The sequence below is a fragment of the Pirellulales bacterium genome, from assembly GCA_035499655.1.
Taxonomy (GTDB): Bacteria; Planctomycetota; Planctomycetia; order Pirellulales; family JADZDJ01; genus DATJYL01.
The window spans coordinates 1-12,492 of the sequence record DATJYL010000181.1 but is presented as its reverse complement, the minus strand read 5'-3'; the positions used below and the strand labels follow the sequence as shown (position 1 = coordinate 12,492).

General features: G+C 54.7%; 13 protein-coding genes. 8 read left to right on the top strand and 5 right to left on the bottom strand.

What is annotated here, in order from left to right; translation table 11 throughout:
• Window positions 1–4: 4 nt before the first annotated feature.
• The 5 genes from VMJ32_12985 to VMJ32_12965 all read left to right on the top strand — a co-directional run bounded on the left by VMJ32_12985 (window position 5) and on the right by VMJ32_12965 (window position 3,539).
• A complete protein-coding gene (locus VMJ32_12985) occupies window positions 5–424 on the top strand; it encodes a hypothetical protein (protein ID HTQ39936.1) in 420 nt (139 codons plus the stop codon).
• Between the two features lie 2 nt (window positions 425–426).
• Window positions 427–1,440, top strand: a complete 1,014-nt coding sequence (locus VMJ32_12980) for a hypothetical protein (GenBank protein HTQ39935.1) — start codon at window positions 427–429, stop codon at window positions 1,438–1,440.
• Window positions 1,437–2,045: a 3-isopropylmalate dehydratase small subunit gene (gene leuD, locus VMJ32_12975; protein HTQ39934.1), complete on the top strand. Its 609-nt coding sequence runs from the start codon at window positions 1,437–1,439 to the stop codon at window positions 2,043–2,045. The genes VMJ32_12980 and leuD overlap by 4 nt, the downstream gene beginning before the upstream one ends.
• Before the next feature lie 77 nt (window positions 2,046–2,122).
• Window positions 2,123–3,208 carry a hypothetical protein gene (locus VMJ32_12970; protein ID HTQ39933.1) on the top strand — a complete coding sequence of 362 codons (1,086 nt, stop codon included), beginning with the start codon at window positions 2,123–2,125 and terminating at the stop codon, window positions 3,206–3,208.
• A 4-nt stretch (window positions 3,209–3,212) separates the two neighbouring features.
• On the top strand, window positions 3,213–3,539 hold the full coding sequence (locus tag VMJ32_12965; protein ID HTQ39932.1) for a hypothetical protein: 327 nt from the start codon (window positions 3,213–3,215) through the stop codon (window positions 3,537–3,539).
• A gap of 37 nt (window positions 3,540–3,576) precedes the next feature.
• On the opposite strand, the gene VMJ32_12960 is transcribed toward VMJ32_12965, so the two are convergent.
• The gene (locus VMJ32_12960) at window positions 3,577–4,143 is read right to left on the bottom strand and encodes a PSP1 C-terminal domain-containing protein (GenBank protein HTQ39931.1); all 567 of its coding nucleotides are present in this window, start codon (window positions 4,141–4,143) and stop codon (window positions 3,577–3,579) included.
• A gap of 180 nt (window positions 4,144–4,323) precedes the next feature.
• On the opposite strand from VMJ32_12960, the gene bioB reads away from it, so the two are divergent.
• From bioB to VMJ32_12945, 3 genes are read left to right on the top strand one after another with little or no spacing between them, the layout of a single operon-like run.
• Window positions 4,324–5,379: a biotin synthase BioB gene (gene bioB / locus VMJ32_12955; protein ID HTQ39930.1), complete on the top strand. Its 1,056-nt coding sequence runs from the start codon at window positions 4,324–4,326 to the stop codon at window positions 5,377–5,379.
• 60 nt (window positions 5,380–5,439) lie between these two features.
• Window positions 5,440–8,691 (top strand): DUF5060 domain-containing protein, encoded by a 3,252-nt coding sequence (locus tag VMJ32_12950; GenBank protein ID HTQ39929.1) that lies wholly within the window; start codon window positions 5,440–5,442, stop codon window positions 8,689–8,691.
• 16 nt (window positions 8,692–8,707) lie between these two features.
• Entirely contained in the window at window positions 8,708–9,424 is a 717-nt protein-coding gene (locus VMJ32_12945; GenBank protein ID HTQ39928.1) for a hypothetical protein, read from the top strand.
• A gap of 10 nt (window positions 9,425–9,434) precedes the next feature.
• Here the strand turns inward: VMJ32_12945 and rsmA are convergent, their stop codons facing one another.
• From rsmA to VMJ32_12925, 4 genes are all read right to left on the bottom strand, one after another.
• The gene (gene rsmA / locus VMJ32_12940; protein ID HTQ39927.1) at window positions 9,435–10,331 is read right to left on the bottom strand and encodes a 16S rRNA (adenine(1518)-N(6)/adenine(1519)-N(6))-dimethyltransferase RsmA; all 897 of its coding nucleotides are present in this window, start codon (window positions 10,329–10,331) and stop codon (window positions 9,435–9,437) included.
• 37 nt (window positions 10,332–10,368) lie between these two features.
• Window positions 10,369–11,022 carry a riboflavin synthase gene (locus tag VMJ32_12935; GenBank protein HTQ39926.1) on the bottom strand — a complete coding sequence of 218 codons (654 nt, stop codon included), beginning with the start codon at window positions 11,020–11,022 and terminating at the stop codon, window positions 10,369–10,371.
• A gap of 139 nt (window positions 11,023–11,161) precedes the next feature.
• Complete coding sequence (pssA, locus tag VMJ32_12930; GenBank protein HTQ39925.1) at window positions 11,162–12,046, bottom strand: CDP-diacylglycerol--serine O-phosphatidyltransferase; 885 nt, start codon at window positions 12,044–12,046, stop codon at window positions 11,162–11,164.
• 112 nt (window positions 12,047–12,158) lie between these two features.
• Window positions 12,159–12,492: phosphatidylserine decarboxylase (locus tag VMJ32_12925; GenBank protein ID HTQ39924.1), on the bottom strand; the 334-nt coding region annotated here is incomplete at its 5' end.

The following is a 12,492-nucleotide window of genomic DNA, read 5'->3' as shown; positions in this document are numbered from 1 at the left end:
AGTCATGTTAGCAGATGGAGACCATCCCAAAGTCGGCGACAGGAAATTGATGCTGGGAGTTCGCATTGGTATGCCGCCCCACGGTGACGTACAATTAAACAATAAGGGTGCTGTGGTTCCTGGATCCGGCGGAATGTCTGTAGCACGTAATTGGAAAGAACTGCCCTATTTTTTGATTCCTCCGAGGCTTGGCCATTTAGTACCAGAGCTGAGGAAAAAGCGTGCTGCAAGTGGCAACGACCAAGCGAAGTGTTGGTGGATGGGGGAGGGTCCATTCGAAAACTCACCAATTAATGCGCAACTGTCATTAAGACTTGATAACGACTTGCATGGTCTCATAGAACCGAATGAAGAAGTTTCGATCGAGACATTCCAAACTTCGTTAGCAGCGACTCGTGATAGCTGGACAATCGATGAAACGTAGACATGCCATCAATCTTACGTAAGCAATCTGATTTTCCCGACGCCATCAGGCTTCAGCTTGCACTATATGGCCTCTTCAAGGCTGGCCAGCAGAATAGTGCCAACGCGGATGAAATTCGTGGTGAGATGGAGCACTATTGGTGGCGGCTCACTGAATCCGAGCAATCGCTCTTAGAAGGCTTGGCAGCCGATTTAAGGACAGTTGGCATTGAATGGTCAAAGCCAAGGACTGAACCGACTCAAGAGATTCTCCATCAATTCAAAGATGCCATTGAGGCTTCTGATTGGGATACAGTGCTGGAACTTACTCGGGAGCATGAACACCTACTTCAACCATCCCAAGTTGCAGAAATTAGAGGGGTTTCGTGGATGCATCTTGGATTTCCACAAGTGGCCCTTTTATTTTTTGAGGACAGAATACGATTCGGTCCTCGAAAAGCACTCGATGAAGTTTGGTTCATGACTAGTCAGATTGCATCGGGGAAGGCACATGATGCAGTGCCCCGCGCACTCGAGATTGCCAGGATGAACTCCGATCCTCTGTTGATGATGAGTGCAGCGCATGTTCTCTCTTTCGCTGCGGACGCAGTGACTCAACAAGATTCTGAAAGATTTCGTAGGCAAGCAATAGAGGTGGCCAATCTCTCGCTTAAAATGTTAAGCGACCTTAAATTTGAAGGCTTAGATGCCTCAAGCCGATATTTGCTGGAAAATGAGCGCATGGCGACATTGCTTCGACTCGCGTATGATCTTGCGCAAGTAGGTGAATTATCTGAATCCCGTGGGATATGTGAAACGATATTGGGGATCGATCCAACTCAGAAGAACGCGCGAATACTCCTCGCATGGCTATTACGTGACGAGAATCAGCAACGCGCTCAAGAGATGTTTTTCACAGGATTTACAGGCTGGTTATCTTCGATCGAAGTAGATCGCATGCTACCGTTCAGTTACCGCTCTCGTTTGGATTGGTCTTCTGTCATCTCAAACCGCGAAGGCATGGATTTATTTACATGACTCCCTTCACCAAACACACCGGACTGGTTGCTCCGCTGGACCGGGCCAATGTCGATACCGATCAAATCATTCCCAAGCAGTTTCTCAAGCGGATCGAGCGAACGGGCTTTGGACAATATCTCTTTTTCGATTGGCGGTTTCGCAACGATGGATCCGACAATCCGGATTTCGAATTGAATCGGCCGCAATTTCGTGGCGCCAGCATCCTTTTGGCCCGCCGCAATTTTGGCAGCGGTTCCAGCCGCGAACACGCCCCTTGGGCGCTGGCCGATTACGGTTTCCGCGTCATTATCGCGCCCACCTTCGCCGACATCTTCCACAACAACTGTTTCAAAAACGGCCTGCTGCCAATCACGCTGCCCGATGCCGAAATCGACGAATTGTTCGCGCGATGTGCCCAAAACCCCGGATACAAACTCACCGCCGATTTAGAAACCTGCAGGTTGACCGACAAGCATTACCTGTCGCTGCCGTTCGAAGTGGAAGAGTTCCGCCGCCACTGCCTGTTGCACGGACTAGATGATATCGGTCTTACTTTGCATCAGGCCGATAAAATTGCCGCGTTCGAAAAGAAGCGCGGCATGGCTCCCGTCGCCGGCCAATGAATACACTCCGCGATTTTGTGCGTCCTCTGCGATAGGTCAACATCGACATGATGCCGAGAGAATTATTTCCGTGTTCGGTGGTTGCCTGGAGTATCTTTCTGAGCTGCGCTCTGGCGTGCGCCGATGAACCCAAAGCAACGGAATCTGGCGCCGGAAAAATCAACATCAAGGTTGAGAAAGTTCTCTCCGGACTAAACCATCCGTGTGGCGTGGCGGTTCGGCCGGAGACTGAGTATGTATACGTCGCCGAGGCTGGTTCTGGCCAAATTGCGAAATTTGCTCCGGCCAATGCCGGGAAGTCTATTCCAGCGATCGTGGGCTTTCCAACCGCGGCGCCTTCGGCAAATTCTGCGGCTGGCAGCTTGTACGGTTTGGCGTTTTTAAGCCGAAACGAATTGGCGACCCTGAGCACCACGGCGAAAGACGATAAAGAGGAAGCCATTGTTAGCGTGTTCGAATTGCCAACCGTCGGCTCCGCAGGCGAGGACAAGCCATTGGATTATGCCGCCGCCAATCGACGATCCAGCACAATTCTGTCGGGTTCGCCCAACCACGCGGCCGAGCCCTATGGTATTAGCTTGGCGAGTTTCGATTTTTCCTATTCCGCCCTGTTGATCTCGGCCCGTCGCGGCGACGACAAGGCCGGAGTTTATAAGGCGGACGTTGCGAAAAACCGAGATGCGATTGACGGCATTCATCCGTTATTCAAATCCGGAGCGTCGAACAATACGCCGGCGGTGCTCAGTATTGCGGTTAACCCACACGGTTTGTTGGTGGCCGTTCAAGCGGAATCGGGCGAGCAACATCGCGAATTAACGCTGGCGTTTTATCAAGTGCGAAATGGCAGTTTGATCATGAGCATGCCGTTGGCGTTGACGGACGTTGTGAGCTTGGCTTACAGTCCGGAAAGTGGCCGCTTGTACGCCTTGAGTTCCTCCCCGGTTAAATCCAGCGACGACGGATTGTATCGCCTGGATGCCGGCAAAGGGGATGATCGCGCCACTGTGAAGGCGGTAAAATTAGCGGGCCTGGAGCGCCCCTCGGGCATGGCCTTCAGCAGCGACAACACGCTTTATGTAAGCGTCCTTGGAGCCGCCGACGGAGCGAAGAATGACGACTCGGCCAAACAAGGAAAACTTTTAAAAATCACCGGCGATTTGTAAATCCATGCCCGCGTCCCGTCGCAGTCGCATCGAAGAAATGTTGGCACTCGATCCGGCTGATCAATTTCTGCGCTATAGCCTGGCGATGGAGTTGGAAAAGGAAGGCGAGCACGATCGCAGCCTTTCCGACTTGCGAGAGTTGCAGAACAATTCTGCACCTTATGTGCCTGCGTTTTTTATGGCGGCGCAACAGCTGGCAAAGTTAAACCGAATTGCAGAAGCGCGGGAAACGCTCCGCCGCGGCATTGACGAAGCGCGCCGCCAAAGCAATTCCCACGCAGCGGGCGAAATGAGCGAATTTTTGGCGTCGCTAGGCAGCGCAGGAGAATGAAGGCTGCAACACGCCCACCGTTTTCGATTCGAGCCGATTATTTTCGTTTCGTTCCACACGCTCCAGCGACAGCGCAGGCTTTGGCGCACAGTGTGCAACCGCCGCTGGCATGACCGGCGCCTTCTTCTGTGCCGCAGCCGGGGCCGCAACCGGCGGTCAGCGTTTCGGAAAATTTACGAAACTCCGCGGCGGCATCATACACTTCGGCCAGCTCGGCGGTAATGGCTTCGATTTCCGGCGTCACTTCGCCCAAAAAATAGAAGAACAACGAGCGGCCGTCGAACAAATGCTCCACGTCGAATAACGTGGCTGTAATGCCCCGCTGCGCAAGGCGCGCCGTGCATGCCTCCAGCGCTTTCTGCCGGTTCTTTTCCAGCCGGGCCACTAGCAGTTCGTCTTCCACGGTCAGACCGCGGAGAATCGAACCGTCGGTATTGCCATGGGTTGCCGCTTCTTCGGACGGGCCCAGCACTTCGCCGGTTTCCAAGCCCCGGCCGGTGCGGACAACGACGCGGCTGGCGCGGGGATAAGCGACGGCGTCGACGGAAGTGAACCGGCCGACGTGCCCCATTAAACCCACTCGTACAAAGTGATGCCGCGACATATCGTTATTGTCGGTTACGAGGCGGCCATTGCCAAGCCGATTTTTGGTCTCGCGCAGGGGCAATCACCTTTCGCTGGCGGCATTTTCAGGGCATACTGGTCAATCGGATAGTATGTCTTTGCTAAGCCGCAAGCGCGGTGTAAGCACCGTTTCTAAAACATTAAATTCTGAAGTTTTTCCATGCCACAACCTGCTACGTTTCCGAACGAACTGCAGAACGAACATCATTCGGCCTCCTCCCCTTCGCGCTGGCATGAGCTGGCTCAGCGAGTTCTGGACGGCCATCAACTGAGCCGCGATGAAGCGCTGGCCGTGCTGCAATCGCCCGATGTCGAATTGCTCGATCTGATTGCGGCCTGCCACAAAATTCGCCATCGTCATTGGGGCCGCACGGTGCAGCTGTACTTCTTAATGAACGCCAAAAGCGGGTTATGTCCGGAAGATTGCGGCTACTGTTCGCAATCGAAAGTGTCGCAGGCGGAAATTCCGGTTTACAACCTGATTTCAGAAAGCAAGCTGCTCGATGCGGCGCGGGTATGTCACGAGCGGGGCGCCAGCACCTATTGTTTGGTGATTTCGGCTCGGGGACCGACGGAGCGCGAAATGGAAGCCGTGGAATACATCGTGCCGAAAATCAAGGAACAATATGGGCTGAATGTGTGCGCTTGCCTGGGATTATTGACGCCGGAGCAAGCCCTGCGATTGAAAGCGTGCGGCGTTGACAAGGTGAATCACAATTTGAACACCAGCCAACGTTTCTATCCGGAAATTTGCACTACGCACACCTGGCAAGACCGCGTCGATACGTTGCAGTCCGTGCGTGCCGCCGGATTGGAGCTGTGCTCCGGTGGCATCATCGGCATGGGGGAGCACGACGCCGACGTGGTCGACATGGCTTTTGCGCTGCGCGACATGCAGGTGGAATCGATCCCGCTCAATTTTCTCAATGCGATCGACGGCACTCCCTTGGCGGGAAGTCAGCGATTAAATCCGCGCTATTGCTTGAAAGCGCTGTGCCTGTTGCGGCTGGTCAATCCGGCCAGCGAAATCCGGATTGCCGGCGGTCGCGAATTGCACTTGGGCAGTTTACAGGCCCTCGGATTGTACGTGGCCAACTCCGTGTTTGTGGGCGATTATCTAACGACCAGAGGGCAAGCCCCGGAAGCCGATTATAAAATGATTGAAGAGCTGGGCTTCACGGTCACCGGCGACAGGCCTGAATGCGCAGCGAGTTAATTCACAGCACCGTTGGGGCGGAATGTGGCTTCCTCAGGCCACGGCAACGGGCCAAAATCCATGGGAAAACAGCGCACGAATGCTGGGCTTGAGTGTGCCTTCTGGCGGCTTTTGCTGCCGTTGCTGATGGCGCTGTTTCTGTTTCGGCAAGCCTTTGCCGCCGAAACGAATGAGGCAAAGGTCGCTACCAAACCGGTTGAACAGTGGGGCATTTTCGAAATCGAATTGCCCGGTCCTGCTGACGGCAATCCGTTTGTCGATGTTCAATTGTCAGCAGATTTCCAGCCGAGCGGGCAATCCCAGTTGAAGCCAACTACAGTTCATGGGTTTTATGACGGCGACGGCGTCTACCGCATTCGCTTCATGCCTGATGCCCTGGGCACTTGGGAATACGTTACCCATAGCAACCACCCGGCGCTGGACGGCAGGCGTGGCAATTTCACTGTGGTTGCGCCATCGAAAAATAATCACGGGCCGGTGCAGGTTCGAAGTACATACCATTTCGGCTATGCCGACGGCACTCCGTTTTTTCCTTTTGGAACCACTTGCTACGCTTGGGTTCATCAAACGGAAGCATTGCAGCAACAAACGCTGGCCACGCTGGCGCAAAACCCGTTCAACAAATTGCGGATGTGTTTGTTTCCAAAGTGGTACGATCACAATCGTCGTGAGCCGGGGTTATATCCCTACGAGGGAACGCCGCCCAATCAATGGGACTTCACCCGCTTTAATCCGGTATTTTTCCAGCACCTGGAGCAGTGCATTGCGCAACTGGGCGACCTGGGCATCCAAGCCGACTTGATCCTGTTTCATCCGTATGACAGCAGCCATTGGGGATTCGACCGAATGCCGGCGGCGGCGGACGATTTGTATTTGCACTACGTGGTGGCACGCTTGGCGGCGTATCGCAACGTGTGGTGGTCGCTAGCTAACGAGTGGGATTTGCTAAAAGAAAAAAAGGAAAGCGATTGGGATCGCTTCTTTGAAATCATCGCCCACGACGATCCCTACGGTCACCTGCGCTCCATTCACAATTGCTCCCAAATCTTCAACAACACTAATCCGCTGGTCACGCATGCCAGCATTCAAAACGGTTCCGCCGTGGAAGATATTGGCCGCGCTGAGATTTTGCGCGACGTGTATCGCAAGCCAATTATTTACGACGAAATCAAGTACGAGGGCGATTTGCCGGTTCGTTGGGGAAATCTGATGCCGCAGGAAATGGTGCATCGATTTTGGGTGGCCATCATGGCCGGAACCTACGCTACGCACGGCGAAACGTATCAAAATCAGGACGATCAAATTGCCTGGTCCAGCGGCGGCGCCCTACACGGGCAAAGCCCACCACGAATTGGGTTTTTGAAGCAGATTGTCGAACACGGCCCGCCGGAGGGAATCAATCCGATTGATAAATGGCAAGATTTGCAAACCGCCGGCAAACCCAACGAATACTATCTGGTGTATTTCGGCAAAGAGTCGCCGCGGAAATGGACCTTTTCGTTGCCGATCACCAAGCCGGCCCAAACGGGGATGAAATTTCGCGTCGAAATCATCAACGCCTGGGATATGACCATTACGCCGGTGGAAGGCGAGTTCGAAGCAGTCAAAGAAAGTCAGTACCGCTACAACTGTCCGAGACATCCGACGATTGAATTGCCGGGCAAGCAGTACATAGCGCTGCGGATTACACGCCTGCACGAAGTCGATCAGCGGTCTGGGGCTTTGTCGATGAAAAGCGCCGCTGTTGCCAATGCCGACACCTCAGCTGCAACGGGACCACCGTTGCCCAGCGCGGGCTCCGTGAAGCCGTTTGTGCTTCGGCCCGCGGACTATGTGCACCACGTCGATAAATTTAACGCGCTGGATCAAAAGCGTGGGACCAACTCCGATGCCTATCTCATTGCCAACGAACAAGCGTGGCAATGGATCAGCGACGATGCGCCACTGTTCAATTGCCCGGACGCGCAATTTGAGGAAACGTATTACTTCCGCTGGTGGACCTATCGCAAGCACATCGAACAAACTCCGTTTGGCCTGGTGCTGACGGAATTTTTGCAACCGGTTTCACATGCCGGACCATACAACACTATTTCCTGCGCTTACGGACATCACTTGGCCGAAGGGCGTTGGCTTCGCGATCAGCGTCCGTTGGACGAATACACGAATTTCTGGTTTCATTCCGGAGAGGGCGGCGTCCCCGCCAAACATTTCCATCAGTACAGCAGTTGGGCAGAAGCCGCGCTGTATGACCGATATTTGGTGACTTTGGATCGTGATTTTCTGGTGGCATTGCTCGACGACTTGATCGCCGACTACGGCCGTTGGGAAACGGAGCGCGGTCTGCCCAGCGGCTTGTTTTGGCAGTACGATGTGCGCGACGGCATGGAGGAATCGATCAGCGGCGGCCGCCACGAGAAAAACATCCGACCCACAATCAACAGTTACATGGCCGCCAACGCTCAGGCGATTGCCCGCATTGCTGCGCTGGCGGGACGTCCCGAAGTGGCCAGCCAATTCACGGCTAAGTTTGAATCGTTGCGAGCCAACCTGCTGGCCCAGTTGTGGAATCCTGACGCTAAGTTTTTTGAAGTGAAGTTGGAACACGGCGGCTGGTCCGATGCGCGCGAGGCCATCGGCTTTATTCCCTGGATGTTTCATCTGGCCCAACCGCAGCAGGCCCTGATGTGGCTGCAGCTGAGCGATCCAACTGGTTTTCAAGCTCCCTGCGGGTTGACCACGGCGGAACAGCGGCATCCGAAATTTCGCAGCCACGGCGTGGGGAAGTGCGAATGGGATGGCGCCGTGTGGCCGTTTGCCACCAGCCAAACGCTAAATGGCTTGGCCAATTTGCTGCACGACTCGGAGCAACCCTATGTCAGCCGGCGCGATTATTTCACTGCGCTGCAAACCTACGCCCGCTCTCAGCAAATGGATGGCGAGCCGTACATCGGCGAATATCTGGACGAAAAAACCGGCCAGTGGTTGATTACCGGCCCCAAGGCCCAACGCAGCCGCGATTACAATCACTCCACGTTTAATGATTTGGTTATTAGCGGACTGGTCGGTTTGGTGCCGCGGGAAGACGACACGGTCGAAGTCGATCCGCTGTTGCCAGCCGACGCTTGGGACTGGTTCTGTCTCGACGGCGTGCCGTTTCATGGTCGCAACCTAACGATTATGTGGGATCGCAGCGGTCAGCATTACGGTCGTGGGGTTGGATTGGTTATTTGGGCTGACGGACAGGAACTTGCCCGTTCGCCGAGTTTACAACGGGTAACTGCGAAACTGCCGGCCATCGGCAAGACGAATTAGCAACGAGGCGATTGTCGTGCGGTTATTGCATCCTGAAATGCTTTTGGCGGCCGGTGGGCGTGTGGATTTGGGCCCCTGGTTGCCCATCGTCATTATCCTGGCGGTGGCTCTGCCTTTGGTCACGATTTTGCTTCTCGCTGCACAAAAGGAAAAGAAACGCACCGCCGGGTTCAAACAAACCGCCGAACAAATGGGCTTTGAGTTCTCTCCCACGGGCAATGCCGGGCTCCTGGCATCGCTCGACGGCCTGCCGCTGACTTCGCGCGGGCGCAGTAAGAAACAGACGAATCTAATGCTCGGCAAATCGCGCAGCATTGAAGTGGGTATTTTCGATTACAAGTACGTCACCGGTGGGGGCCGAAGTAGCACCGTCTGGAAGCAATCGGTGATCAGCTTTCAATCCGAGGCGTTGGCGCTCCCCGATTTTTCGCTGGCTCCCAAAAGCGTTTGGAGCAAAATTGTCACGCTCTTCGGGCAGAAAAGCATCGAGTTCGACACGCATCCCATTTTTTCCGGCAATTACTTGCTCCGCGGCAACGATGTGGAGGCTGTTCGCAAGTTGTTTACCGACACCGTATTGGATTTCTTCGAACAGAACTGGGGTTGGAACACCGAAGGCTCCGGAAGTCGGCTGTTGGTTTACAAGCAGTCCAAGCGGATTCCCGGGGCGGAGATACCCCAATTCTTGGAAGTGGGGTTGCAGATTTTGTCGGCACTGCAGGCCGGACGTTGAGCAGAAAAATTCACGCTGCAAGCAGCTGACGAAACGATTCGCACAGGGCCAGCGTTTGCTCCACGGTCAGTTCCTCGGCCCGCGCATTTTCGCCGAATTGCAGGGCAGCCAAGAGGCGATCGATGGCTGGCTTCTCGAGTTGCTCCTTGTATGTTGCTACAAGCACGCCGCGCAAAAACTTGCGGCGGTGCAAAAACAGCGAACGCACAAATTCGTGAAAGAATCGCCGATCCGGAATCGCCTTGCGCCGCTCCGGCTCCAGCGTAATGTTGACAATCGCCGAGTTCACTTTGGGACGCGGCCAAAAAACGGCCGGTGGCATCACCCGCAAAATTTCCACTCGGCATTGGCACTGCACCCACAAACTGAGCGCGCTATAATCTTTGGTGTGGGGCTGCGCCGCCAGGCGGTCGGCCAATTCTTTTTGAATGGTGACGGTCATCGTCTCCGGCGGGCGATCTAACTCCAGCAAGTTGGAAATCAGCGGCGTGGCGATGCCATACGGCAAGTTGGCCACTAGCTTGAACTGCCGACCGGGCTCGGCCGCCAAATGCTGATTCACTGCGTCCAGGACTGCCGGCTCGATGGTGTGTTTGCGTCGGAGGGCATCCACATTGAGCAGTGTAATGTTTGGAATCTGAATCAATTCTTCACTTGCCAGTTGAGTTAGCCGCGGATCAATTTCCACCGTCACAACGTGTGCCACGTGCGGGGCCATCAAGGCCGTCAGCGAGCCCACGCCCGTGCCCACTTCCAGCACCACATTGTTGGGGGAAAGTTGGGCGGATTCGGCGATGATCCGCAGCAAATTCAAATCGATTAAAAAATTCTGCCCATGCCGGGCTTGCAACTGCAAACCAACTTGCTCGAACCGCTGCTTCAAAAACGCGAGTGTTTGGTGCGACATCATTTTTGGCTAGATTCGGAGAGCGAGAGAGATGTCTTCAATCCGCTTGCGGTTTAGCGGTATTTGCTTCTATTGCTAGCTGCTTTTGTACGTATTTCGCCAGCACGTCGGTTTCCAAGTTCACGCTATCGCCCGGCTGCAAACGGCCTAACGTGGTAACAGAAAGCGTATGGGGAATCAGCATCACACTAAATCGCTCCGCTTCGACATCCACCAGAGTCAAGCTCACGCCGTCGATGGCTATCGAGCCCTTGGAGGCCATTTGCCGCATCAGCTCCGCGGGAGCGCGAAACCAAAATGTGGACCACTGGCCGGCATCGGTGCGCGATTCCAACGTGCCGCGCCCGTCGATGTGCCCGGTGACGAAATGACCGCCTACCCGATCGCCGAAGCATAACGATTGCTCCACGTTAATCGGGCTGCCCGATTTCAACTGACCCAAATTGGTGCGATGGAGCGTTTCTTCCCCGGCCTGAAATTCCAGCTGTAGCCCCCCTGCCCTGGCGGCTGCGTCGACGACCGTCAGGCAGCAGCCGTTCAGCGCCACGCTGTCGCCGATGCGGACATTTTCATATGCATTGTTTCTATCCGCGCCGGTAAATTGCGGCAGTTCGATGGAAATTCGCGCCCCCGGCGGTTCCGGGCGAACTTCGACAACCGTCGCCAGCGCTTCGACAAGACCAGTGAACATAGCAGAGAGAGCGGTCGGTGGTCGGTGATCAGTTGTCAGTAGTCGGTAATCGGTGGTCAATGCAGGCGTAAATATTTGAGAAAAACATATTCGGCGGTTCGGGTAGCGACATTACAACTAACCACCGACCACTTCTTCCTCAAAACAACGTTTCGGCCTCGTCTTGCTCTTGCTGCTGGCGATTTCGCCAACGCTGCCAAGCGTATCGCAGCGGAGGTCCCAGCACAAACAGCGAGCAAATTATCGGCACGCTGTAACCGCGAATGGCAATAATCACGACCAGCGAAAACAATAGCGCCACGATATGCCCGAGGCTGCGTTGACCGTTGAGCAATTGATTGACCACGTGCGGATAGGGAATTCGCGAAACCATAAGCACGCTCAGGACAATGGTAAATGCCGGCAGAAAGCGGCGCATGTACCAATCAATATCTTGAGCATAAGGCAAGTGATTGTTTTCCAGCCGCAGCGTGTAAAACAAAATGGCAAAGCTGGCAATCGATCCGGCGGCGGCCGGCGTGGGCAGCCCGATGAATGTTAGGTGATCGTCTTCTTGCTCGGTTTCCACATTAAAGCGGGCCAATCGCATGGCCGCACAGGCGACAAACGCGGCGGCAATAATCCACATTTCTTCACGATAGAAAAACGCGAAGTCGGGGCACATTTTCACCATGAGAAAGGCCGGGGCGACGCCAAACGTGACTAAATCGCACAAACTGTCGAGTTGAGCGCCGAAATCGCTGGTGATTTTTGCCAGCCGGGCGACGTGACCATCTAAGGCGTCGAAAACCATCGCCAGAAAAATGAGCCACGCGCTGAGCACTATGTTATGTGTGGGATTGGTGGGGTCGAAAGCGCCGATGAAGTTTGCCGGGCTGCCGATTTCCAGTTGAGGCGCGGTGAGTTTTGCATCCAGGCTACCCGCCCCAACTCGCGAGGCCACCACGATGGCAAAGAAACCGCAAATTAAATTTCCCAGCGTGAACATAGTGGGAAAAGCGGCAACGGTGCGAATTTTTTTCATATAGAAAGCAATTAACAGCTAGCGATTGGCGGTTAGCAATTAGCAACTTTTGCGGTTGATTATGGCCGGCAATGCCAATTCGTTGGATCGGCTCATTGCTAGTCGCTTATTGCTAGCTACTGTACTTCCCCACCACGTCGCGGCCGGCTTTAATCCACTGCCCTACGCGAACCTGTGGTTCGAAGCCCTCGGCCGGCACAATCAACTCGGTCCGCGAGCCAAACTTTATCATCCCAAATTTCACTCCCCGTTCCAACACCTGTCCGGGCCGTAAATCGTTCACAATTCGCCGGGCTACCATGCCGGAAACTTGCCGGCACACCAACCGGCGGTACGGCGGCTCGTCCTGTTCCAGGCCAATCCACATGCTTTCGTTCTGCGTGCTGGCCTGGGGATGATCGGCGTGCAAAAACTTGCCAGGCGAATAGATCAATCGAATCACCCTC